Source organism: Serratia sp. KH_031, from assembly GCF_057839655.1.
Genome location: NZ_CM174496.1, coordinates 553665 through 578589 on the forward strand (window position 1 = coordinate 553665; position 24925 = coordinate 578589).

Genomic DNA, 24925 nt, shown 5'->3' on the forward strand with positions numbered 1-24925 from the left:
CTTTCATTCCTTAAAGGCAATAAAACACATACGCCGTAGTGCAACGTATGTGTTGTTCAGTGTTCTCTACAAATGTGGTTATTGCCCGGCGATCTGTACCGCTGCCGCCGTTTGCATATCTTCACTACCACCACCGACGCGAACACCGCGTACCGGGCAGGCATCCAGATAATCAATCCCCACCGCCAGTTTCAGATGCTGATTAGGCAGGCGAGTATTATTGGTGACGTCAAAACTGTGCCAACGATCGTCGACCCAAGCCTCGGCCCAAGCGTGAGTAGAGACGTGTGTTGAATCTTCGCTGTACAGATAACCGCTGACATAACGCGCCGGAATATTCAGGCTGCGGCAACAGGCGAGGAACACATGAGTATGATCTTGACAGACGCCTTTACCGGCGGCAAAGGCGTCGACAGCGCTGTCGGTTACGCTGGTCGCTCCGGGGCTGTATGGCATTCTTAGCAGCAACTCCCCCATCAGGGTTTCCAAGCTACTGAGTACCGCATTAGGTTGGAAATAGTGCTGAGCGAAATCTCGGATTGCCTTGTCCGGCTGCGTCAGTGGGCTATGACGCAAAAATACCAGTGGTGACAGGTGTTCGGCTGAATGGTCTTCCACGTCGTTAGTAATCTCCACTACACCTTGCGCCTGAATGGTGATCGCTTGGTGTGGTTCATCCAATGTCAGTACGTGCAGCACGTTACCAAAGGCATCGGTCGTGCAGACCGCTTCTTCCGGCAGCATCAGTTGCCAAGAAATAATGCGTTGATGCTGCGAATCCTGCGGCGTCAGGCGCAGATATTGCGTGCTGCGCTGTACCTGCTGGGCGTAGCTGTAATGGGTGTTGTGCTCAATGTTTAGTCTCATTGCGCCTCCAGATAGGTATGATGAACACTTTCGGCAATGGCATTGATTTGCCCCAGAAATGCGGATAGCCAGTTATGCAAACCTGCGTCGTACACCTCTTGCATACTGCTGAAACGCAATTCAGCGTGCAGCGTATGCGCCAGACGACGCGGAGTATTGGCTCCTCTTCCGCCAATCAGTTCTAGCTGTTGCACCATTTCACCGACGCAAACCAACAAAGAGCGTGGCACTTCACTGCGCAAAATCATCAGTTCAACGATGGCTTCGCGGCTAATTTGCTGCTTATAAATGCTGTGGAAAGCTTCTCTGGCGCTTACCGCGCGTAGCAGAGTGTCCATGCGGTAATATTCACGTACCGGATCTCGGTCGCTATCCAACAAGGTGTTTTTGACATCTAGCAGGCGAGCGGTGCTGTCGGCGCGTTCAAGCAGCGTGCCAAGGCGGATAAAGCATAGAGCATCGCTGCGCAACAGGGTGCTGAACATCGCGCCACGGAACAGATGCGAACGCTCTTTTACCCAATCGAAAAAACTGTCTTCACCCATGGCGTCAATGCCTTGGCGCCGCATCAACTTCATCTCGATCCAACTGGCGTTGATACATTCCCATACGTCCGACGATAAGCGACCACGTACCGCATGAGCGTTGTTCCAGCTCATTTGCAGACAGTTGTAAATACTGCTGGGGTTGTTGCTGTCGAAGGCGAAAAAATTCACCAAATTCGCCATGGTTAGCGTTGGATAGGTTGCGGCGTACAGATCGCCCGTGCCGGTCAGATCGAGCGGCACTTGCAACTCGTAATTGCCGTTGGCACGGTTAGGCATCATCGACAGTTTGTTGGTCACGTCCAGTACGCGAGCGATGCTTTCTGTCCGCTCAAGATAACGGGCCATCCAATATAATCCACTGGCTGTGCGGCTTAACATGCGTCGTCCTCCAATACCCAGGTATCCTTGGTTCCCCCGCCTTGCGACGAGTTGACCACCAGTGAGCCTTCCGCTAGCGCCACGCGAGTGAGTCCGCCGGGCACCAGCCGGATCTCTTCTCCTGTCAGGGCAAAGGGTCGTAAATCGATATGGCGCGGTGCCAAACCGTCGTTAACGAAGGTCGGGCAAGTCGACAAGGCGAGGGTGTTCTGCGCGATATAGTTGTGCGGTTTGGCTTGCAACAAGGTGCGGAAGTGGGCGATTTCAGCTTTCGATGCTGCCGGGCCGATCAACATGCCGTAACCGCCTGCACCGTGAACCTCTTTCACCACCATCTTTTCCAGATTCGCCAATACGTAAGACAGATCTTTCGGCAGGCGGCATTGCCAAGTCGGGACGTTGTTGAGGATCGGTTCTTCTGTCAGATAGAAACGGATCATGTCCGGGACATACGGATAGATCGATTTGTCATCGGCGACGCCAGTGCCGATAGCGTTCGCCAACACCACGTTGCCGCTGCGATAAACCGACAATAGCCCCGGAACACCCAGCATGGAGTCTGGGCGGAACGCCAGTGGATCGAGGAAGGCATCATCCACGCGGCGGTAGATCACGTCGATCTTCTGTGGGCCTGCAGTGGTACGCATAAAGACAGCGCCATCTTTGACGAACAGATCGGCGCTTTCCACCAGTTCGACACCCATTTGCTGCGCCAAGAAACTATGCTCGAAATAGGCGCTGTTGAAACGACCGGGTGTTAGTACCACCACGGTGGGATCGTTGACCGGCGTACTCTCGCGCAGAGTTTGCAGTAAGTGAGAAGGGTAGCGTTCTACCGGGCGCACTCGCTGCTGGGCGAACAGCTCGGGGTACAAACGCATCATCATTTTGCGGTTTTCCAGCATGTAAGACACGCCAGAAGGTGTACGCAGGTTGTCTTCCAGCACGTAATACTGGCCATCGCTATCGCGCACCATATCTACGCCGATGATATGGGCGTAAGTGTTGTGGTGTAGATCAATATCCTGCATACAGGGCTGATATTGATCATTCGCCAGCACCTGTTCCGCCGGGATAATGCCAGCTTTCAGGATATGTTGCTGGTGGTAGATATCGTGCAAAAAGGCATTAAGCGCCTGTACGCGCTGACGGATGCCTTGATCGAGCATCGTCCATTCACTGGCGGGAATAATGCGTGGCACGCTGTCGAATGGGATCAGCCGCTCTGCGCCGTCATCTTCGCCGTACACGTTGAATGTAATCCCAACGCGGTGAAACAATAGTGCAGCCTCTTCTCTTTTACGTCGAATGGCCTTTTTATCGGCTTGTTTTAGCCAATGCCAGTAGGCTTCGTAGTGGCTACGGTGTTGTCCTTCCGCTACCAACATTTCATCAAAAAACGGTGAAGCAGAAAGGTTTATATTGTGCATCCATCACCTCATTCACATTCCAAACTGTAAATGGGATCCAGCATAAATCGTGCCAGCGAGAGGTGTTTTGTTAACGTGTTGTTAAGATTGAAAATGGTGTTTGGGGAGGATTATTATGGTGCACCGTGGTGGAGCTATGCACCGTAATGGGGCTTTGGAATTGTGCAAAATGCTAGGAATATTCGTTAGTTAGGTGTCATATGCTCTTAATGGGTCAATGGCTTGAAGCGGGTGAGTCATCTTGGTGCAAATAGCGCTGCAATTCTTCATTACCCTATTTTGACCGGGCTATCTTACGTTCCAGTCGTCTGATTGGTCGGTATTTTGACGAGGAACAAAAACGGCCAGCCTGAGCTGACCGTTTGCGCACATCCTTCGTTAATTAACGACGAACGGCGATGGCTTCGATTTCGATCTTCACATCTTTAGGCAGACGTGCAACTTCAACACAAGAACGCGCTGGGAATGGCGCGTTGTGTTCGGTGAAGAACGCTTCATAAGCCGCATTTACGGTCGCGAAATCGTTCAGATCTTTAACGAACACGGTAGTTTTCACAATGTCAGCCACTTTCAGGCCGGCAGCTTCAACGATAGCTTGCACGTTGGCCAGAGATTGGCGCGCCTGAGCGGTAACGTCGTCGGCTACGGTGCCGGTTTTTGGATCGACTGGGATTTGACCTGAAGTGATGATCATGCTGCCAAGGTCAACGCCTTGTACATATGGGCCGATAGCTGCTGGTGCGTTTTCAGTGCTGATAATACGAGACATTTTTTTCTCCTGAAATCCCCTCCATACTTGAAGTTGCCTCTGTGTTGGCTGCATTCGCTCACCCGAATCACTTACTGGCGTAAGCTCATCGGGATTATGCAAAGCACCCTACGGGCCAGCGCAAGCGCTGTTCAAATCGGTCTGACGACCAATTTGTCACTCACTTGCCGCCTTGATGCAACTCCAATTATTTGGGGTATAAGTGTGTAGAGTGATATCCGTGTAGAGCATTATAGAGAGCCGCAACAGAGGTGGCTCATCAATCCGCTTGCAATACTACCTGATGTTCGAACTCTTTTTCACAATAACGACATTTCAGGTGCACATCACCTTCGCGAGATTTAACGCTAAAGCTGGAAGCCACCGGCTCATTGCGGCTGATGCAGTTGCTATTCGGGCAGGTGAGTACGCCATCGATACTCTCCGGCAGGCTGAGGGTCAGCTTGCGCACCACTTCATAGTTGTCGATGCGGTTAACCGTCGCTTTCGGTGCATACATAGCCAGTTGGTTGGCTTGCTGTTCGGTTAGGAAGGTGTTCTCTATCTTGATCAAATCCTTGTGCCCTAACTCTTTGGAAGGCAGGTTCAGGCCAATGGTGATGCGCTGGTCGGTGGCGGTTAATTTGAACAGCGTCAGCAGCTTAAAACCGATTTGTGCTGGGATATGGTCAATCACGGTGCCGCATTTGATCGCTTCAACTTGGAGTTTATTATCGTGAGTCATCTTGGTTCCCCCTTAAAAATCCAGTTCTTGATTTAATACCAACGCCAGCAGAGCCTGACGCGCAAAAATGCCGTTACCTGCCTGTTGGAAGTAGTAGGCATATGGCGTTTTATCCACATCAATACTGATTTCATCAATACGTGGTAGTGGGTGCAACACCTTCAGGTTTTCCCGTGCACCTTCAAGATCTGCCGCGCGCAACACGAATTGTGCTTTCACATTGGCATACTCGGAAGGGTCCAGTCGCTCTTTCTGTACCCGCGTCATATACAGAATGTCCAACTCCGGCACGATTTCTTCAATGCTGTTATGGCGGCTGTATTGGATGCCTTTTTCTTCCAACATCTTCAGGATATAACCCGGCATGGCCAACGGTTCAGGGGCAATAAAGTGGAAATGGTTACCGGAAAACTTGGCCAGCGCTTGCGTGAGTGAGTGAACAGTACGGCCATATTTAAGGTCACCCACCATGGCGATATTGAGGTTATTCAGTCGCCCTTGCGTTTCCTGAATGGTAAACAGATCCAACAAGGTTTGGGTTGGGTGCTGGTTGGAACCATCACCAGCATTCAGCACCGGGATGCCGCCGGAGAACTCAGAAGCCAGGCGTGATGCCCCTTCTTGAGGATGACGCATCACAATCGCATCGACATAAGTGCTGACGACGGAAATGGTATCCGCCAGCGTTTCGCCTTTCTTACCCAATGAGGTGTTGCTGCTGTCGGAGAAACCGACCACCGAAGCGCCCAAGCGCTGGATGGCAGTTTCAAATGACAGACGGGTGCGGGTTGAGGCTTCAAAAAAACAACTGGCGATCACCTTGTGTTTCAGCAGCTCCGGCTGAGGGTGAGTTTTCAGACTGGCGGCGGTGCGCAGCACCAATTCCAGATCTTCGCGGCTGAGATCGTTAATAGAGATGATGTGTTTGTTATACAGCGGGTTGGCCATTTTCACTCTCCTCGACTCGTGCCCGTGGCGCGGGGCTTGGTATGGATAGGTCATTTCGTCAGGCAAAAAAAAGCCCCTCAACGAGGGGCTTAGAAAAAAAGTTTAGCAACAGGAGAAATAACGGCTGTAGGCTGCCTTTAGGCAGTCGGTTTTGGTTAACAAAACACAGGTCGTTTTTCATGCTTTCTCCTGGCAAATTGCCGGGCATTATACTCGTGCTTTTCATCTCTGCAAGCAATAAAACGACGTTTTTTGCAGTTTAGCAATCGATTGGCTTCGTGCTTCATTTCTCTGCAAATTCGCTGATCCAGCGATCCCAAACGGGGATCGGCTGTAACTCTTCTAATAGATAATCAATAAACGAGCGAACCTTTGGATTGCTATAGCGACTGGGGAAATAGAGGGCATAAAGTGCATGTGTGGCATGCGTCAGTTCTCCATCCAATGTTAGCGGAATCAACGATCCTTGCTTGATGGCGTCACCCAATAAGTAAGTGGGAAGGTAGGCAATACCTTGATCTTCAAGGGCGGATTTGAGCAACACCAAACTACTATTCGCTTGAATGGGGGAGCGAATTTTAAGTTGATGCGCGACGCCTTGTTTATCGATGTTTCGCCAGACCGGAGTTAAACCGGGGTAAATTAAACATTGGTGTAGAGATAATTCTTGCACAGAATTTGGCATGCCATATTCACTGAGATATTTTGGACTGGCGCAATAGGCCCAATTAATGGTCGCCAATTTACGCATCGCGTAATTGGTGGGGGGTGATGAAGAAACACGCAATGCAATATCAATATTGGTTTCATTGAGATTAACAAAACTGTCATTGAGATCGATATGCAAATCAACATCGGGGCAATTTTTGCGATAATGATTAACTAATGTGACTAAATGGGAATAACCAAAAGCCATAGAGCAAGTTATTCTCAACTCGCCGTGAGGATGGTTATAGTAACCTGCCGTAGTGTTGATGGATTCATCGAAATCCATCAACAATTGTGTGGCTCGATTGTAAAGGTATTGCCCCGGTTCAGTGAGGGTAAAACTGCGTGTTGTTCGTTTTAGTAAAGTGGTTCCTAACTGGCTTTCTAGCTGAGACAGGCTCTTGCTCACGGCTGAAGGGGAGACGTTCAACTGTGCTGCCGCTTCTGATAGCCCGCCAAACTCGACGATCTTAACCAGAATCTCCAGTTGCTTTAACGAGGCTGGATTGCTCATTTTTTCCTTTAATTCACGAGTGATTTCATTAAATGGTACGAATGACGCGTTACATTTGTTGAAATAAAATGCAATTATTAATTGCAGGAACATTATCGGGTTTGAAATTGAAATACAGCCTGAAGAGGTGACATAAATCACAAAATAATTAATTAAAAATGATAGCAAATAAAAAGTGACTCAAGTCACATGAATAAAACGATAAAAAGGAATCCACTATGTGGGCACGTTTAGAACCGTACAAATCCTCTCTCATTTTATTACTGGCACTAACCTTAGGGGGATTGTTAGGCATTTATGCACCAGATATTGCATTGAAATTACAGGCTATTGGTAAGATTTTTCTTAACCTGCTGTTTATGATTATTGTGCCGTTAGTCAGCGTGAGCGTTATGTCATCCATTGCTGGTATGACCGACCTGAAAAAGCTCGGGCGTATCATGGGGGTGATCTTCGCGGTTTCTATCATCATGGCGCTGATTCCTGCCGCTGGGATTGTCGGTTTGGCCACTTTGTTCGATCCGGCGCAGGGCGTGGTTATCGAATTGACGGAGAAGTTTAAAGCTGGCAGCGGTGATATGGACTTCGTCAGCATGGTAACGACTAATGATTTCATTGGCTTACTGTCAAAGTCTAATATTCTTGCGCTGATTATTATGTCGGTGATCGCCGGTATTGCCATTGGGCAATCGGGTGAGCAGGGTAAGCGTATTTCTAGTTCGCTGAACGATTTGAATACCGTGATCATGAAGATTGTCTCGATCATCATGAAGGCAGCGCCAGTTGGTTTGGGCTGTTATTTTGCTTCGACCATGGCGAGCCAAGATTCACAACTGTTAGTCACCTTTGCCCGTGCCATTGGCTTGTTCTTCGTGGCAACCCTGCTGTACTACGTTTTCGGCTCTATCTTCTATTCCTGGATCGGCGGGGGGATTCCTGCAATACGTGCGTTCTGGAAAAATGCGGTTGAACCTTCAGCCACGGCACTAGGCACCTGTTCTTCTCTCGGCACCTTACCTGTTAGCATCCGTGCCGGTAAAGCGATGGGGATCAATCCTGAAATTGTCGATATTGCCTTACCGCTGTTGGTGAACCTGAATAAAGGCGGCGTAGCGATGATTGCCGCTCTGAAAATTGTGTTTATCTTCGCGGTGTTGGGTTTAGATTTCACCATGGAAACCTTTTTCCTGACCATGCTGATTTCGGTGCTCTCGGCCATTATTGTCGGCGGTGTTCCCGGTGGCGCATTCCTGGGCGAGATTTTCATTGTCACCACCTTGGGCTTACCGTTGGAAACTATCCCAATGCTGGTGGTGCTTGGCACCATTACTGATGCGCCAGCGACATTGATCAACGTTATTCATGACCTGAACGCGGCGCAAATTGTTGAGCGTTTTGCGGGCAAGAAAAACACCTCTACCGCCTCTCAGTCCAATACTCCGGTAATGGATGTGGAATAAACTCTGTTAACTCATTGAATATAAAAGCAGGCAGATTATGACATCTAAAAAAATAGAAACCGCTTTAGTCACCGCTGGCCGTAAAGCGAAATTTACCCAAGGTTCGGTAAACTCGGTCATCCAACGCGCGTCTTCATTAATCTTTGAGTCCGTAAAGGCGAAAAAACATGCGACCGCCAATCGCGCCAAAGGAGAGTTGTTTTACGGACGCCGTGGCACCTTGACCCATTTCTCTTTCCAAGACGCGATGACGGAATTGGAAGGGGGCGTTGGCTGCTCTCTTTACCCTTGCGGTGCGGCAGCGGTGACTAATGCCATCTTGGCTTTTGTTGCCAAAGGCGATCATATCTTGATGACCGGTGCGGCCTATGAACCGACACAGGATTTCTGCAACAAGGTGCTGGCGCGCTTGGGCGTGGCAACGACCTATTACGATCCGATGATTGGCGCGGGCATTGCCGAGTTGGTCCAACCGAATACCAAAGTGGTGTTCCTCGAATCGCCAAGCTCGATCACCATGGAAGTGCAGGATGTTCCCGGCATGGTCAAAGCGATTCGAGCGGTGAATCCTGAGATTGTTGTCATGATTGATAACACTTGGGCGGCCGGTATTTTGTTTAAGGCGCTGGATTACGGTGTGGATATCTCGATTCAGGCTGGCACCAAATACATTATTGGTCACTCCGATGCGATGCTGGGCACCGCCGTATCTAATGCTCGTTGTTGGGATCAACTGCGTGAAAATTCCTATCTGATGGGGCAAATGGCGGATGCAGATACGGCGTATGTGGGCAGCCGGGGGTTAAGAACCTTGGGCGTACGCTTAAAACAGCACGAAGTTAGCAGTGTCGCGGTGGCTAAATGGTTGGCTGCACGGCCAGAGGTGGCGCGCGTAAATCATCCGGCGTTGCCTTCCTGTAAAGGGCACGAGTTTTATCAGCGAGATTTTAGCGGTAGCTGTGGGTTGTTCTCTTTTGTACTGAAAGAAAGGCTGACGGATGAGCAAGTTGCCCATTACCTGGATAACTTTGAGCACTTTAGCATGGCGTATTCATGGGGCGGTTTTGAATCACTGATCCTAGCGAATCAACCCGAGGAGTTGAACGAGATCCGCCCGGCAGGCAAAGTTGATTTCACTGGAACCTTGGTGCGAGTGCATATTGGTTTTGAAAATATTGACGACTTGATTGCCGATCTGGAAGCCGGTTTTGCACGGTTGAAATAATGAAGTTGGGACACGGATTAACCCTCCGTGTCCCATTGCCAATGCGTGACGCGCCCCGGCAATATGTTTTAACTATAGCGTCAATGACGGATTCAGCGTTGCTACCATCACCGCTTTGATAGTGTGCAGGCGGTTTTCGGCCTGATCGAACACCACACTGTGCGTTGACTCGAACACTTCATCGGTCACTTCCATCCCACCATGCAGATCGTATTGCTCTGCCATTTGCTTACCGAGCGTGGTTTGGGAGTCGTGGAATGCGGGTAAGCAGTGCAGGAATTTGACGTCTGGATTGCCAGTGAGTTGCACTAGCGCCATATTGACCTGATACGGTCTCAATAAAGCGATACGTTCCTGCCACACTTCTTTGGGCTCCCCCATCGACACCCAAACGTCGGTATAAAGGAAATCTGCGTCTTTCACCCCTTCGGCAATATCTTCGGTCAGGGTAATTTTCCCGCCGGTCTGTTGTGCCAATGTTTGGCACTCTTTCACCAATTTCTCTTCCGGCCAGCAGGCTTTCGGCGCGACTAACCGCAAGTCCATGCCGACCAACGCGGCCGCTTCCAATAGCGTGTTACCCATGTTGTTGCGGGTATCGCCCAAGTAGGCGAATTTCACTTCATGCAATGCCTTACTCGGTAAATGTTCTTGCACGGTGAGCAGATCGGCCAACAGTTGAGTGGGGTGGAACTCATTGGTCAGGCCATTCCAAACCGGCACTCCGGCATAGTTCGCCAAGGTTTCCACCAGATTCTGACCGTAACCGCGATATTGAATGCCGTCGTACATTCTTCCCAACACACGGGCGGTGTCTTTCATCGATTCTTTATGGCCGATCTGGCTGCCACTTGGGCCGAGGTAAGTAACCTGCGCACCTTGGTCAAATGCGGCAACTTCGAAAGAGCATCGAGTGCGGGTTGAGTCTTTTTCGAAGATGAGCGCAATGTTCTTGCCTTGCAGGTAGCGAGTTTCGTTGCCCTGCTTTTTAGCTTGTTTCAGTTTGGCGGAAAGCTGCAACAGAGCCTGAATCTCTGCCGGTGTAAAATCCATTAACCTCAAAAAATGACGGCTGTAGAACGGGTTGGTCGTACTCATATCCGTGTATCCTGATTATTTGAATGAATTAAAATTCACTTTATATGTATGAATATTCAATTTCAACCCCATAAAAGAAATCTTTCATGTTTCTCATAGCAGCGGCGGCGGCGCTGTGGGAAAATAACCGAAATGTAGGCCATTTGACTTGAGGGTATCAGCATGGCAAACCGTGAATTACTGAAAGAACAAAGCGAAGAAACTCGCCTGATCATCGAAGAACTGTTAGAAGACGGTAGCGATCCCGACGCGCTTTACACCATCGAACACCATTTCTCTTGCGAGAAGTTTGAAACGTTGGAACAAGCTGCGGTAGAAGCCTTCAAACTGGGTTACGAAGTGACAGACGCCGAAGAGCTGGAAGTGGAAGATGGTCAACTAGTAATGTGCTGCGATGTGATCAGCGAAGTTAGCCTGAATGCCGAAATTATCGACACACAGGTTGAGCAACTGGTGGCGTTGGCGGAAAAATGCGGCGTCAACTACGACGGTTGGGGCACTTACTTTGAAGATCCGAACGGTGAAGACGGTGAGGATGACGAAGACGGTGACTTTATCGACGAAGACGACGACGGCAAGCGCCATTAATTATTTCTCTCAGTGGGCTGCTTTTGCGGCCCCTGCATAAAAACTCAAATGAAATACCAATCACTCCTTTCTCCGATTTTAAATTTCCTGCATTGCGAAACGCCTGACGCATGGATCGACGCCGCCCGCCGACCAGAAAATCTACCTCTGTTGTTGACTGACCATATGGTTTGCGAGCTGAAAGCGGCTCAGACCGGTATGTGGTTGATCCGCCGTTACGTGGCAGATAAAGAGAGCGGCGATGCTCTGCTGGCGTTGCTGAGGCCTTACGAAGCCTTTGTGCATGAAGCGCAAGCGGTGCCAGAAGCGTTGTTCCAGCAAAGCCAATTCACCAAAAAGATCTTGCCGAAAAACGGCTCGGTTTATGGTCAAGATCTGGTAGATAAAATGGTGCTGCTAATCAAAGAAGAACTGCATCATTTCTCGCAAGTGTTGGAGATTATGCAGGCGCGGGAGATCCCGTATAAGAAGATCACCGCCAGTCGCTATGCGAAAGGGATGATCCGTGAGGTCCGTACTCACGATCCGGTCACCTTGATCGATAAATTGATCTGTGGCGCTTACATCGAAGCGCGATCCTGTGAACGATTCGCCAAACTGGCGCCATATCTGGATGACGAGTTGAACCGCTTCTATGTTTCGTTATTGCGTTCCGAAGCGCGTCACTATCAGGATTATTTGACGTTGGCGGAGCAAGTGGCGGGTGGTGACATCAGCGAACGCGTGGCGCATTTTGGCCGGATTGAAGCGGAGCTGATCCTATCGCCAGACAACGAGTTCCGCTTCCACAGTGGTGTGCCTGCTTAAAGCGTTTTCAGCATTCTGACTTCACAGTCAACATGCCCAGTGCTGCCCATCGCATGGTCGATATGTTCAAACCCCAAATGTTCATAGAGACCAATGGCTTGGGTCAGACTGGCGGTGGTTTCCAGATAGCAGCGGCCAAAACCCTGCTGACGACCAAAATTCAGCGCTTCGAGCGCCAAACGTTTCGCTAATCCTTTACCACGTAATAGCGGCAGGAAATACATTTTCTGCAATTCGCAAACGTCAGCGGCGCCACCTTGCAGCGGTGCAACGCCACCGCCACCCGCAATTTTCCCATCAATCTCAATCACCCAATAGGCACTGCGCGGCTGGCTATAGAGTTGATAAAGCGTATCCAGATTGGGATCGGACACGGTATAGCCTTTGTCGGCAGTTAACCCATGTTCGGCAGAAACTTCGCGAATGACGTCGGCGATAGCGACATTATCTTCAGCCGTGATTGGGCGCACCAGAAGATGCACTGGGGTTGCAGTTGTCATGTGTTTTCACTCACCAAAGGTCATTAAAAGAACCAGCGTGGTTCGGTATAACGTTATTCTTGATTGATATGTTGTAATAACACTGATTCCTTGAATCTTACAAGTCGTATCCGTTTCTTAAAAATGACAAATAACATGAGAAAATAAAAGGGCTACTAAAAAGTAGCCCTGACAGGTGTTTGCTGTCGAACGTGGCATCAGCCCGTAAAACTTATTTTGCCGCTTGAGTGGTGATCTCAAGAGTATCTGTGTAGCTCACCAGTACGGTTTGATCGACTTTCAGGTTCTTCATCCGAGCTTGGAGATCAGGATTTTCAACCGAAATCACCTTGCTTTGACCATTGGGTTCTTTGAAGGTGACTTGATGTTTTTTCAGGTCGATATGAGTCACTTTTAACTGCACATTCAGTTGGCGGAATGCATTACCGTTCGGTGTTGGGTTGTCTTTCGTCGCTCGGTTGACTTCTTCTGCGCTAGTCACGGTAGGAGCGGTTTTACTCACATCGGTATCTAGCGTCACGACAACAGAATGCGTCACCACGGCTTTCACTAGATCGCCCGCTTTCAAGTTAGCAAGATCTTTGGCCTGATCCGTGAGTTGAACCGAAACTTCCTTGCCGCCTTCTCCTGCCAGTACAACAATGCGTTTTTCCTGATCGACAGAAATAACTTTAGAAACTACTTTTTCTGCTTGTATGGTTCCTGCTACTGGGATCTCTGCAGCATAAGCCGGCAGGCTACCAGCAACCAAGAAAGACAAAGCGATTGCAGTGCTAATCAAAGTACGAATTGGCTTCATTAGACAACTCTCCGTGTTATTACAATTAACGTAATAGTGACGATCGTTTAACTCTCCCATGTAGCGGAGAATCTTCTGCCAGATTATAGAGAGTTAACATTGAAAACAATCAGCTAACTGCATTTTAGCGGCTGTTGTTCGTTTATCGGAATTTACGATGATTAAAAAAAATCCCATGTCAAAAAACATGGGATTTTCAAGTGGCGGGTCATTCATTCCCGCCATGCTGACAGCGATTACTTCTGCTTGAGGAAGGTCGCGTTACAACGCAGCGATAGTCGCTTGCTGCTCTTGCAACTTCACTTTACCTTCCTGGCAAGCTGTTAGACGCTCGCGCTCTTTGGCGACAACCGCTTCCGGCGCACGTGCGACGAAACCTTCGTTACCCAGTTTGCCTTCGATCGAAGCGATTTCTGTATCCAGCTTCGCCATCTCTTTTGCCAGACGCGCGATTTCTGCATCTTTATCGATAAAGCCCGCCATTGGGATCAGCAGCTCAGCGCCGTCGATCAGTTTGGTCACGGAGACTGGGCCTTTTTCGCCCGCTGGCAGCAAGGTGATGGAAGACAGACGCGCCAACTTCTCGATGAAGCTCTGGTTTTCCTGCACGCGGCGAGTTGCTTCGCCATTGGCATTACGCAACAACACGTCTAACTGCTTGCTGGGTGCGATATTCATTTCGGCACGGATGTTACGTACCGCGACGATCGCCTGCTTGATCCACTCCAGATCGTTCAGTGCTTGCTGGTCTTCCAGCGCGCTATCGAACTCTGGGAACGGCTGCAGCATAATGCTTTCGTTTTGATGAATAGGGGCGGTGATGCCTTTGATCTGCTTAACACGTTGCCAGATGGTTTCGGTGATGAACGGAATGATTGGGTGCGCCAAACGCAACAGCGCTTCCAACACGGTGATCAGCGTATGACGTGTACCGCGCTGTTCCGCTTCGCTGCCGTTGCTCACCACTGGCTTCGTCAGCTCCAGATACCAGTCACAGAACTGGTTCCAAGTGAACTCGTACAGAATACCGGCAGCAATATCAAAGCGATAAGTGTCTAGCGCTTCGCGGTAGGCTTTTACCGTACGGTTGAACTCGGCCAAGATCCAGCGATCGGCCAACGACAATTGCATGTCGCCGCCGTTGAAGCCGCAATCTTGCCCTTCGGCGTTCATCAATACAAAGCGGCTGGCGTTCCACAGCTTGTTACAGAAGTTGCGATAACCTTCTAGGCGCTTCATGTCCCAGTTGATGTCACGACCAGTTGAAGCCAATGCCGCCAGCGTGAAACGCAGCGCATCGGTGCCATGCGGTTCGATACCGTTCGGGAATTGCTTCTCGGTGCGCTTGCGGATCTTTTCCGCCAGCTGCGGCTGCATCATGTTGCCGGTACGTTTTTCCAGCAGATCTTCCAGCGAGATACCGTCGACCATATCCAGTGGATCGATGACGTTACCCTTGGACTTGGACATCTTCTGTCCTTCGTCGTCGCGGATCAAACCGGTCATGTAGACGGTTTTGAACGGAACTTGTGGTTTGCCGTTTTCATCTTTGATGAAGTGCATGGTCAGCATGATCATGCGTGCAATCCAGAAGAAGATGATGTCGAAACCGCTAACCATCACGCTGGTTGGGTGGAAGGTACGCAGCGCTTCGGTATTTTCAGGCCAACCCAGCGTCGAGAAGGTCCACAGGCCGGAAGAGAACCAAGTGTCCAGTACGTCTTCGTCTTGATTCAGCACCACGTCAGCGCCTAGGTTGTTTTCGCGGCGAACTTCTTCTTCGTTACGACCCACGTAGACTTTGCCGTTCACGTCGTACCAAGCCGGGATGCGGTGACCCCACCACAGTTGACGCGAGATACACCAGTCTTGAATGTCGCGCATCCAGCTGAAGTACATGTTTTCGTATTGCTTAGGCACGAACTGGATTTCGCCTTGTTCAACCGCTTCAACCGCGACTTTCGCCAGCGGAGCCGTGCGAACATACCATTGGTCGGTCAGCATGGGCTCGATAACGACGCCGCCACGGTCACCGTAAGGTACGGTCAGATCGTGAGGTTTGATATCAAACAGCAGGCCCAGTTCTTCGAAGGCAGCCACTACCGCTTTACGGGCAGCAAAACGCTCTAAGCCACGGAACTGTACAGGGATCTCACCGTTGCACGCGTTGCTGATTTCGCCCAGTGTGTTGAACACTTCGCCTTCCTGACGGATGTCGCCATCGAAGGTCAGAATGTTGATCATCGGCAGGCCGTGACGTTTACCGACTTCGTAGTCGTTAAAGTCGTGCGCTGGGGTAATCTTCACGCAGCCAGTGCCTTTTTCCATATCCGCATGTTCGTCACCGACGATGCGAATACGGCGACCCACCAGCGGCAGGATCAATTCTTTACCGATCAGATCTTTATAACGGGGATCTTCCGGGTTCACCGCTACACCGGTATCACCCAGCATGGTTTCTGGACGGGTGGTCGCGACGACTAAATAATCTTTGCCTTCGGCGGTTTTCGCGCCGTCCGCCAGCGGATAACGCAGGTGCCACATGGAACCTTTGGATTCGCGGTTTTCGACTTCCAGATCAGAAATCGCAGTACGCAGTTTCGGATCCCAGTTCACCAGACGTTTGCCGCGGTAGATCAGATCTTCTTTATGCAGACGGACAAACACCTCGCGCACCGCATTGGATAGACCTTCGTCCATGGTGAAACGCTCGCGCTCCCAATCGACGGAGTTACCAAGACGACGCATCTGACGGGTGATGGTGCCGCCAGATTCGGCTTTCCACTGCCAAATTTTTTCGATGAACGCATCGCGGCCATAGTCATGGCGAGTTTTGTTTTCTTCTGCGGCGATCTTGCGCTCAACCACCATTTGGGTGGCGATACCGGCGTGGTCAGTACCCGCTTGCCACAGGGTGTTTTTACCCTGCATACGCTGATAGCGGATCATGGTGTCCATGATGGTCTGCTGGAAAGCATGACCCATGTGCAGGCTACCGGTGACGTTCGGTGGCGGGATCATGATGCAGAAGCTTTCTTGGCTGGTGTCGCCATTTGGCTTGAAGTAACCCTGATTTTCCCAATGATCGTACAGCTTCTGTTCGATCTGTGTTGGGTCATAGGCGGTATCGAGTTGACTGTTTGTCTTATCCATTTTCTTTCGTTATTCAGTGAGTTGGCGGCGTAGCCGTGGTCAAATGGAAGCCGACGCTGCGATAGGCTTTATAGCGGTCGCGCGCCAACTGTTTCAGGGTGTCTTCATAAGGGACAAAGTCTACCACTTCATGGAAAGCAGTAGCAAAATCTGCAAACTGTGGCAGCAGGGCGATCAGCAGGTCACGCGGTGAATTGCCCCGTTTGCCCGGCCAGCATAGTTCGACGGGGGCGCCATAATGTGGCCCTTCGCCGGCTAAATTGTGTGGTACAAACTGATGAGGATCGCGTTGCCACAGGGCCTCATCCAGTCTGATCGCTTGCTCTTGGCTTTCACAGGCGATCAACACCCGTTTGCCAGAACGCCAGCGTTCGGCGGCAACGGCGCAGGCGACGGCCTCATGGGCGCTTAATGCGCCAGTGGGCTGATCGTGTTCGAGCATATAGAACGTTGCCTGTTTCATTATCTGATTCACCGTTGCCAAAAAATGTAAGGGCACAGCAAGCTGTGCCCTTGGTGATTATACCTGAATTACTGCTCAGATTTAATCGTCGCCGTTCAGCCCCGCCCGGTTGAGCAAGAACTGAGACAGCAAGGCCACCGGACGACCGGTTGCACCTTTGGCTTTACCGGAGCGCCATGCGGTGCCTGCAATATCCAGATGCGCCCAGCTGTACTTGCGGGTAAAGCGCGACAGGAAGCAGGCGGCGGTGATAGCACCACCCGGACGACCACCGATATTCGCCATATCGGCGAAGTTGGAGTCCAACTGCTCGTAGTATTCATCCGCCATCGGCAGACGCCACGCGCGGTCACCCGCTTGCTCGGAAGCGCCAATCAGCTCATGCGCCAGCGGATTGTGGTTCGACATCAAACCGGTGATGTGATGACCCAAGGCAATCACGCAAGCGCCAGTCAGAGTGGCGATGTCGATCACCAACTCAGGATCGAAACGCTCAACGTAGGTCAGGGTATCGCACAGCACCAAACGGCCTTCGGCGTCGGTGTTCAACACCTCAACCGTTTGACCGGACATAGTGGTCAGCACGTCACCGGGACGATAAGCACGCCCACCCGGCATGTTTTCACAGCCTGCCAGCACGCCGATCACGTTCAGCGGCAGGTTCAATTCCGCCACTACGCGCATCACGCCGTAAACCGTCGCCGCACCACACATGTCGTACTTCATCTCGTCCATGCCATCGGCAGGCTTGATGGAGATACCGCCGGAATCGAAGGTCAGCCCTTTCCCCACTAGCACGATCGGCTTAGCGCCTGGGTTCGGGTTGCCTTTATATTCCATTACCGACATCAATGATTCGTTCTGCGAACCGGCACCGACCGCCAGGTAAGCGTTCATGCCTAGCTCTTTCATCTGCTGTTCGCCGATGACACGAGTCGTGATGTTAGTGCTGAAAGCATCCGCCAGTTGGCGCGCCTGTGAAGCCAGATAACCGGCGTTACAGATGTTCGGCGGCATATTGCCGAGATCTTTCGCTGCTTTGATACCGGCAGACACCGCTAGGCCGTGCTGAATGGCGCGTTCACCGCTCGTCAATTCGCGACGAGTGGGGACGTTGAACACCATTTTGCGCAGTGGGCGGCGCGGTTCGACTTTATTGCTTTTCAGCTGATCGAAGGTGTACAGCGTCTCTTTGGCCGTTTCTACTGCTTGGCGTACTTTCCAGTAGGTGTTACGCCCTTTGACGTGCAGTTCGGTCAAGAAGCAGACCGCTTCCATCGAACCGGTATCATTGAGTGTATTGATGGTTTTCTGGATCACCTGTTTGTATTGGCGTTCATCGAGCTCGCGCTCTTTGCCACAACCAATCAACAAGATGCGTTCAGAGAGAATGTTAGGCACATGGTGCAGCAATAATGTCTGCCCGACTTTGCCTTCCAGTTCACCACGGCGTAGCAATGCGCTGATGTAGCCATCACTGATTTTGTCGAGTTGTTCTGCGATAGGTGACAGGCGGCGCGGTTCGAAAACACCGACTACAATACAGGCGCTGCGCTGTTTTTCCGGGCTACCGCTTTTTACACTGAACTCCATGCACTCTCCTGAATTAAAAGACAAAGGCGGGAGCTACGGCTATACTCTTCATCCTTCAAGCTGCCTCTGTGTTGGCTTTCCTCGCTTACCCTAGTCACTTACTGGCGTAAGCTTCTAGGGGTTCGCTGCGTTGCCGCCTTGATGCAACTCGAATGATTTTGAGTATAGAATGATCCACTCCGTAACGTTCTCCCGCCATTGGGTTAACTAACTATGTTAACCTGACCGGCGTAATTGTTCTGTTTTGGCGACTATAGGTTTGTTCCTATAGGGCACCTAAACGCTAGATGCTGTAATGCTATTTTAGCTGCGAGGTTGCCATATGATGAGAAAAAATGGCGGATTAGCGAAGAAACTATCGATTTTCCTGCAAAAAGACAAGTTTTCACAGGCGTAATAAGCGTGATCATCATTAGATATCTGGTACGGGAAACACTTAAAAGCCAAATCGCGATCCTATTCATCTTGCTGCTGATCTTTTTTTGTCAGAATTTAGTCAGGGTGTTAGGTGATGCGGTCGATGGCAATATCCCGACAAACTTAGTTTTATCCTTACTTGCATTAGGTGTGCCGAAGATGGCGCAGCTAATACTGCCTTTGAGCCTGTTTCTTGGCTTGTTGATGACGCTTGGACGGTTGTATACCGAAAGTGAAATCACCGTCATGCATGCCTGCGGTTTGGGCAAACGCACCTTGATTATTGCTGCGATGGTGTTGGCTTTCTTCACCTCTCTCGTGGCAGCGGCCAACGTGTTTTGGATTGGCCCCTGGGCTTCTAGCCATCAGGATGAGGTGATCGCCGAAGCTAAAGCTAACCCGAGTATTGCCGGGCTGGCGGAGGGGCAATTCCAAAGCTCGCAAGATGGCAACGCGGTGTTGTTTGTCGGCGGAATAAAAGGCAATACCTTCAATGATGTGTTCTTGGCGCAATTACGGCCAAGTGGCAATCAACGTCCGTCGGTGGTAGTGGCGGAACACGGTAAGATTAATCAATCGGCAGATGGCTCGCAGGTTGTGACTTTGGATAAAGGCACTCGCTTTGAAGGTACGGCGTTGCTGCGTGATTTCCGCGTGACAGATTTTAACGACTATCAAGCGATCGTCGGGTACCGTGCGGCAGCTCTCAGTGATACCGAGTCTGAGCAGATGTCGATGAAGGCACTGTGGCAGTCTGACGAAGCTGACGCTCGCGCCGAACTCCACTGGAGACTAACGCTGGTGGTCTCGGTAGTCATTATGGCATTGCTGGTGGTGCCGCTTAGCGTGGTGAACCCACGGCAAGGGCGAGTACTCAGCATGTTGCCTGCGGTGCTGCTCTACCTGATTTTCTTCCTGTTGCAGACTTCGCTGCGTTCCAACGCAGGTAAAGGCAAGCTGGATCCGATGCTGTGGTTATGGCTGGTCAACGGGGTGTATTTCGCCATCGCGCTAGCGCTCAATATGTGGGATACCGTGCCGATGCGTAAGCTACGTGCGCGCCTGAGAGGAGCTGCCTGATGTTTGGTGTATTAGACCGTTATATCGGTAAAACCATTTTCAACACCATCATGATGACCTTGTTCATGCTGGTGTCGCTTTCCGGCATCATCAAGTTTGTCGATCAGTTGCGTAAAGTTGGGCAGGGCGATTACTCGGCGCTAGGTGCGGGGATGTATACACTGCTCAGCGTGCCGAAAGATATCGAGATTTTCTTCCCGATGGCGGCACTGCTTGGGGCATTGCTGGGGCTGGGGCAACTGGCTACTCGCAGTGAATTAGTGGTGATGCAGGCTTCTGGTTTTACTCGTTTGCAGATCGCTGGTGCGGTGATGAAAACCGCGATCCCACTGGTGCTGTTGACCATGGCGATTGGCGAATGGGTCGCCCCACAGGGTGAGCAAATGGCACGTAATTACCGGGCACAGCAGATGTACGGCGGCTCATTATTGTCTACCAAAGGCGGTTTGTGGGCAAAAGACGGCACTGATTTCATCTACATTGAACGAGTGGCGGGTGAAAAAGAGCTGGCTGGCGTTAACATCTACCACTTCAACGATCAACGTCGTTTGGAAAGCGTGCGTTATGCCGCATCGGCTAATTTTGACAACGGTGCATGGCAGCTTTCGCAGGTGGATACCTCCGACCTGACCAATCCGAAACAGGTCACCGGCACTCAAACGTTGACCGGCGTGTGGAAAACCAACCTGACGCCAGACAAGCTGGGTGTGGTGGTATTGGACCCGGACTCGCTCTCCATCAGTGGGTTACATAACTATGTGAAATACCTGAAACAGAGCGGTCAAGAGGCCAGCCGTTACCAACTGAACATGTGGAGTAAAATCTTCTCGCCACTTTCAGTAGCGGTAATGATGTTGATGGCGTTGTCGTTCATCTTCGGTCCGTTGCGTAGCGTACCCATGGGGGTTCGAGTGGTGACGGGGATTAGCTTCGGCTTCCTGTTCTACGTGATGGATCAGATCTTCGGCCCGTTGAGTCTGGTTTACAGTATGCCGCCAATCATCGGTGCGCTGCTGCCAAGTATGCTGTTCCTGCTGATTAGCTTGTATTTGCTGCTGAAGCGGAAATAACGCAGAAGAAAATAAACAGAAGAATAGAAAAAGGCGCTGCCGGTTATCTCGGTCAGCGCCTTTTTATGCGTGGATTACAGCATCCAATCCAGAATCAAAATACCCACCAGACTGATAGCCCAAGCGATGGTGGTCGGCACCGACCACACCAGCATCTGTTGACGTACATCTTTAATGCCCATCATGCGGTTAACCACCCAGAACATGCTGTCGTTGAAGTAGCTAAAGAACAGCGCGCCCATGGTGGCTGCCTGTGCCGCCGCTAACATATTGATACCCGGCAGTTGGCTGATAATCGGCGCGGAAATCGACGCCGCAGTGATCATTGCCACTGTTCCTGAACCCTGTACCAGACGTACCAACGTCGAGATAATGAACGGGATCAGCACGGGAGCCAAAGGCAGCCCTGCGACCTGTTGCGCCAGCAGTGTACCGGTACCGCTTTCACGCAGTACCGCGCCCAATGCACCCCCGGCACCGGTGACCAACAAGATGATACCCGCGCTTTGCAGACCCTCCTCCATTCGTTCCAGCGTGGTGTGTTTATCCACTTTCGGCATTAGCGTGTATACCGCCAGCAACACGCTGATGGCTAAAGCAATAATCGGTGAACCGAGGAAGGCGAACGCTTGTCCCCACAGGCTAGTGGGCAGGTTTTCCATCCCTTCCAGCTTGGTGAGCATACCGTTAACCGCGTTGATAAAAATCAGCACGATGGGCGTGACGATCGGCAGTAGTGAAAGTCCTAAACTTGGCAACGATTTACCGGCTTTCTCCTCCATATAACGCTGGTGTGCGGCTTGCAGATCTTCTGGCTCGTCATCAAATCCTTCTGGTTGGAAATCCGGGTACTTCTTGCCTAACCAACGGGCATAGAAAACGATGCCAATCACGCAAGGGATTGCTAATACTAGACCTGCCATCATCATGGCACCGATATCGACGCCAAAGATCCCGGCAACACCCAGTGGTCCCGGTGTTGGTGGCACCGCGTGGTGAGTGAGGATCAATCCGCCAGCCAGCGAGACGCCGAGCGTCAACACGTTGCGTTTACCTTTCTTCGCCAGCGCTTTCACCAACGGATAAAGGATCACAAAGGCGGAATCGACGAAGATCGGAATGCTGACGATATAGCCGGTGATCGCCAGCGCCCATTCTTCGCGCTTTTTTCCTAACCATTTGATAAAGCTGTAGGCAATCTGTTCCGCTGCACCGGAGACTTCCAGCACCCGCCCCATCATTACGCCTAAGCCAATCACGATACCGATGCTGCCCAGCGTAGAGCCAAAGCCTTTACTGATGGCAGAGACGGTATCGACGGCGGTTAATCCTCCGGTGATCCCGGCGATCGATGCAGCAATCAGCATGGCGATCAACGCATGAACGCGGGTACGCATCACGAGGAAAATCAAAGTGAATACGGCGACTACCAACCCGATAATCGGAATATACAGCGACATAATCAGCTCCCACTCTGCGGCATATCGTCACGGATAAAGGCGCGGATCACCTGCTGGAAATTGCTGTCGGCGGTGAAGCCCATTTCTAATGCGCGACGCACGTCGAAGTTACCCGGCCAACTGGCGACGATGCGGCTGATCGCTTCGTCATGCTCAAAACTGACGCATTGATAGGCTTGTTCACCCGCAACTTCGCGCAGAGCATCCAGCATTTGCGCTACGGTGACGCTAATACCCGGTAAATTTAGCGTGCGCAGTGGGCCAAAGGCATCGCTGGGCAGGGTTGCGGCATGGATAAAGTTACGGATTACTGTGGCAGGGCTGGATAGCCACAACGCCAACGAAGGAGATACCGGGCAGACGGAGGTTTCGCCGTGTAGCGGCTCGCGGATAATGCCGCTGGCAAACGACGAAGCGGCCTTGTTTGGCTTACCGGGACGCACGCTGATAGTAGGCAGACGCAGCACACGACCATCGACAAAACCTTTGCGTGCATAGTCGTTGACCAACAGTTCGCCCATCGCTTTTTGGCAACCGTAGGAGGATTGCGGCGTGACTGCACAACTATCGTCGATGACCGGTGGTAGTTTGCCGCCAAATACTGCCAACGAACTGGTAAAGATAAACTTCATCTCAGGCGCTTTGCGGCGAGCGGTTTCCAGCAACTGACGCGTGGCGTCGAAGTTAACCTTCATCCCCAGATCGAAATCGCTTTCGGCGTGGCTGCTGACGATAGCGGCCAGATGGAACAGCACGCCACAGTTGGCATCGATAAGTTTATCGGCGGCCTGTGGCTGGGTGAGATCCATCGCGACACAACGCACGCGTGGATCGTTATTCGGGGCTGGTGGCGTTTGGATATCCGCCAGAATCAGTTGTTCGAACGGAAGTTTAGTGTTGTTTTGCAGCAAAGCCGCTGCCAAGCGCTGGCCGAGAAAGCCTGCGCCGCCAGTGATAATGATGTTCATTTTTGTATTCCCTTATAGTCGGTATTTTCAGAGGGTGACGGTATGCAGACGTAAATCGGTCTCCTGCAATTGTTGTTGTATTGCTGGTGGTAATTCGGCATCGCACACCACGTCATCAAAGGCGCTGAGTGGGCAGACTTGGAACATGCCGTACTTGCCATATTTACTGCTATCGGAGACCAACACTCGCCGCCGGGCGATCTCCAATAAAGCTTGTTTAACTAATACTTTGCCTTCGTGTGGCGTCGATACGCCGTGTGCCAGATCCCACGAACTGGTGCTGACGAAGGCGATATCTATGTTCAAAGTGCGCAGCAGCAACGCTGCGCTATTGCCGATGCAGGAGTAATTGCGTTGATCGACCTGTCCTCCGGTATGAAACAGGCTGAGCTGGGGTCGGTTCATCAAATACTGGGTGATGGAAAAATCGTTGGTGACGATGGTCAGGTTGAAGCGTTCCGCCAGATGGCGCGCGATTTCAAAAGTGGTGGTTCCGGCGTCCAGATACACCACTTGTCCGTCTTCCACCAACGAGGCCGCGAATTTGCCGATTTCGCGTTTATGCCGGTGATGTAGCTGTGCTTTTTCGTTGTAGCCCAACTCTTGCCGCAGAGCATCGCTCAAACGCACACCACCGCTGACGCTGACCACTTTGCCTTGTTCTTCCAACACGCGAATATCACGCCGCACCGTCATGTGCGACACGCTCATCAACTCCGCCAGCGCGGTGATGGTCATCAACTGGTACTCATGTACATAGCGGTAAATAAAATCGCGACGTTCGGAGGGGATCATGCGTTCTCCTATTGGCAGGTGTTAATTGTTGCTCAGACACCTATGTTGTTATTTTTTGTTATCTATGTGTATTTTTATCGATTTTATTTAACAAATAAGCGACAGGTGTCACAGATGGGAATGGTGGCTTGTAGGGTTAATCTGTTTTTATTTTGTTGATTTTATTTGAATTAACTGGATTTTTGATTGACTGTAAAATGCACAGGATTCTGTGAAAATTAATGTGATGGGTGACAGGTTTTGTGAACGGTGATAAATCACCCACAGAAGGGCGGTGGCGGTGATGGCGAAATTTTGTGAGCTTCGGCGTTTTTTTCAGCACTTAACTCATTGAAGCTATGATAAGTGTTGCGCGTTGATCGCTGACAGGTATAATGCGCGTGTTTTCCGAATACTACATCAGTGCCGGAGTGGCGAAATTGGTAGACGCAGTTGATTCAAAATCAACCGTCGAAAGACTTGCCGGTTCGAGTCCGGCCTCCGGCACCATTTGTAGTAAGCAAATCAAGTCGCCTAGAGCGGCTTTTTTTGTACCTGAAATTCAGCCCCGTAGGGCTTTCCTC

General features: G+C 51.0%; 22 protein-coding genes and 1 tRNA gene. 7 read left to right on the forward strand and 16 right to left on the reverse strand.

Annotation, left to right across the window (positions count from 1 at the left end; all coding sequences use genetic code 11):
• Positions 1-78: 78 nt before the first annotated feature.
• The 7 genes from AC3ISQ_RS02415 to AC3ISQ_RS02445 all read right to left on the reverse strand — a co-directional run bounded on the left by AC3ISQ_RS02415 (position 79) and on the right by AC3ISQ_RS02445 (position 6886).
• On the reverse strand, positions 79-867 hold the full coding sequence (locus AC3ISQ_RS02415) for a transglutaminase family protein (RefSeq protein WP_489350390.1): 789 nt from the start codon (positions 865-867) through the stop codon (positions 79-81).
• Positions 864-1793: an alpha-E domain-containing protein gene (locus AC3ISQ_RS02420; protein ID WP_489350391.1), complete on the reverse strand. Its 930-nt coding sequence runs from the start codon at positions 1791-1793 to the stop codon at positions 864-866. The genes AC3ISQ_RS02415 and AC3ISQ_RS02420 overlap by 4 nt, the downstream gene beginning before the upstream one ends.
• Positions 1787-3223, reverse strand: a complete 1437-nt coding sequence (locus tag AC3ISQ_RS02425) for a circularly permuted type 2 ATP-grasp protein (RefSeq protein ID WP_489350392.1) — start codon at positions 3221-3223, stop codon at positions 1787-1789. Before AC3ISQ_RS02425 ends, AC3ISQ_RS02420 begins: the two co-directional genes overlap by 7 nt.
• Positions 3224-3605: 382 nt before the next feature.
• On the reverse strand, positions 3606-3992 hold the full coding sequence (gene ridA, locus AC3ISQ_RS02430; RefSeq protein ID WP_489350393.1) for a 2-iminobutanoate/2-iminopropanoate deaminase: 387 nt from the start codon (positions 3990-3992) through the stop codon (positions 3606-3608).
• A 259-nt stretch (positions 3993-4251) separates the two neighbouring features.
• Positions 4252-4716 (reverse strand): aspartate carbamoyltransferase regulatory subunit, encoded by a 465-nt coding sequence (gene pyrI / locus AC3ISQ_RS02435; protein WP_489350394.1) that lies wholly within the window; start codon positions 4714-4716, stop codon positions 4252-4254.
• Between the two features lie 12 nt (positions 4717-4728).
• The gene (gene pyrB / locus AC3ISQ_RS02440) at positions 4729-5664 is read right to left on the reverse strand and encodes an aspartate carbamoyltransferase (RefSeq protein WP_489350395.1); all 936 of its coding nucleotides are present in this window, start codon (positions 5662-5664) and stop codon (positions 4729-4731) included.
• A gap of 283 nt (positions 5665-5947) precedes the next feature.
• Entirely contained in the window at positions 5948-6886 is a 939-nt protein-coding gene (locus AC3ISQ_RS02445; RefSeq protein ID WP_489350396.1) for a LysR family transcriptional regulator, read from the reverse strand.
• A 218-nt stretch (positions 6887-7104) separates the two neighbouring features.
• Here AC3ISQ_RS02445 and AC3ISQ_RS02450 point away from each other — a divergent pair, with 218 nt between their 5' ends.
• A complete protein-coding gene (locus AC3ISQ_RS02450) occupies positions 7105-8346 on the forward strand; it encodes a dicarboxylate/amino acid:cation symporter (protein ID WP_489350397.1) in 1242 nt (413 codons plus the stop codon).
• A gap of 37 nt (positions 8347-8383) precedes the next feature.
• Complete coding sequence (metC, locus tag AC3ISQ_RS02455; RefSeq protein WP_489350398.1) at positions 8384-9571, forward strand: cystathionine beta-lyase; 1188 nt, start codon at positions 8384-8386, stop codon at positions 9569-9571.
• A gap of 72 nt (positions 9572-9643) precedes the next feature.
• On the opposite strand, the gene argF is transcribed toward metC, so the two are convergent.
• Positions 9644-10669: an ornithine carbamoyltransferase gene (gene argF / locus AC3ISQ_RS02460; protein WP_489350399.1), complete on the reverse strand. Its 1026-nt coding sequence runs from the start codon at positions 10667-10669 to the stop codon at positions 9644-9646.
• A 162-nt stretch (positions 10670-10831) separates the two neighbouring features.
• Here argF and rraB point away from each other — a divergent pair, with 162 nt between their 5' ends.
• Together rraB and miaE are read left to right on the forward strand one after the other, a co-directional pair.
• Positions 10832-11257, forward strand: coding sequence for a ribonuclease E inhibitor RraB (gene rraB / locus AC3ISQ_RS02465; protein WP_489350400.1), 426 nt, complete (start codon positions 10832-10834; stop codon positions 11255-11257).
• A 48-nt stretch (positions 11258-11305) separates the two neighbouring features.
• Positions 11306-12064 carry a tRNA isopentenyl-2-thiomethyl-A-37 hydroxylase MiaE gene (gene miaE, locus AC3ISQ_RS02470; protein ID WP_489350401.1) on the forward strand — a complete coding sequence of 253 codons (759 nt, stop codon included), beginning with the start codon at positions 11306-11308 and terminating at the stop codon, positions 12062-12064.
• On the opposite strand, the gene AC3ISQ_RS02475 is transcribed toward miaE, so the two are convergent.
• The 5 genes from AC3ISQ_RS02475 to pepA form a co-directional block, all read right to left on the reverse strand.
• Positions 12061-12564 carry a GNAT family N-acetyltransferase gene (locus AC3ISQ_RS02475; RefSeq protein WP_489350402.1) on the reverse strand — a complete coding sequence of 168 codons (504 nt, stop codon included), beginning with the start codon at positions 12562-12564 and terminating at the stop codon, positions 12061-12063. The genes miaE and AC3ISQ_RS02475 overlap by 4 nt on opposite strands.
• A gap of 211 nt (positions 12565-12775) precedes the next feature.
• On the reverse strand, positions 12776-13363 hold the full coding sequence (locus AC3ISQ_RS02480) for a hypothetical protein (protein WP_489350403.1): 588 nt from the start codon (positions 13361-13363) through the stop codon (positions 12776-12778).
• 261 nt (positions 13364-13624) lie between these two features.
• The gene (locus tag AC3ISQ_RS02485) at positions 13625-16516 is read right to left on the reverse strand and encodes a valine--tRNA ligase (RefSeq protein ID WP_489350404.1); all 2892 of its coding nucleotides are present in this window, start codon (positions 16514-16516) and stop codon (positions 13625-13627) included.
• A 13-nt stretch (positions 16517-16529) separates the two neighbouring features.
• Positions 16530-16979: a DNA polymerase III subunit chi gene (locus AC3ISQ_RS02490; RefSeq protein WP_489350405.1), complete on the reverse strand. Its 450-nt coding sequence runs from the start codon at positions 16977-16979 to the stop codon at positions 16530-16532.
• 81 nt (positions 16980-17060) lie between these two features.
• Positions 17061-18572, reverse strand: coding sequence for a leucyl aminopeptidase (gene pepA / locus AC3ISQ_RS02495; protein ID WP_489350406.1), 1512 nt, complete (start codon positions 18570-18572; stop codon positions 17061-17063).
• Between the two features lie 402 nt (positions 18573-18974).
• Between pepA and lptF the strand changes: the two genes are divergently transcribed.
• Positions 18975-20069, forward strand: a complete 1095-nt coding sequence (gene lptF / locus AC3ISQ_RS02500) for an LPS export ABC transporter permease LptF (protein ID WP_489350407.1) — start codon at positions 18975-18977, stop codon at positions 20067-20069.
• Positions 20069-21139: an LPS export ABC transporter permease LptG gene (lptG, locus tag AC3ISQ_RS02505; protein ID WP_489350408.1), complete on the forward strand. Its 1071-nt coding sequence runs from the start codon at positions 20069-20071 to the stop codon at positions 21137-21139. Before lptF ends, lptG begins: the two co-directional genes overlap by 1 nt.
• Positions 21140-21213: 74 nt before the next feature.
• Here the strand turns inward: lptG and AC3ISQ_RS02510 are convergent, their stop codons facing one another.
• From AC3ISQ_RS02510 to AC3ISQ_RS02520, 3 genes are read right to left on the reverse strand one after another with little or no spacing between them, the layout of a single operon-like run.
• A complete protein-coding gene (locus tag AC3ISQ_RS02510; protein ID WP_489350409.1) occupies positions 21214-22599 on the reverse strand; it encodes a GntP family permease in 1386 nt (461 codons plus the stop codon).
• A 2-nt stretch (positions 22600-22601) separates the two neighbouring features.
• On the reverse strand, positions 22602-23567 hold the full coding sequence (gene denD / locus AC3ISQ_RS02515; protein ID WP_489350410.1) for a D-erythronate dehydrogenase: 966 nt from the start codon (positions 23565-23567) through the stop codon (positions 22602-22604).
• 27 nt (positions 23568-23594) lie between these two features.
• Positions 23595-24362 (reverse strand): DeoR/GlpR family DNA-binding transcription regulator, encoded by a 768-nt coding sequence (locus AC3ISQ_RS02520; RefSeq protein WP_489350411.1) that lies wholly within the window; start codon positions 24360-24362, stop codon positions 23595-23597.
• A gap of 404 nt (positions 24363-24766) precedes the next feature.
• On the opposite strand from AC3ISQ_RS02520, the gene AC3ISQ_RS02525 reads away from it, so the two are divergent.
• Positions 24767-24851: transfer RNA gene (locus AC3ISQ_RS02525), tRNA-Leu, on the forward strand.
• The last annotated feature ends 74 nt before the right edge of the window (positions 24852-24925 follow it).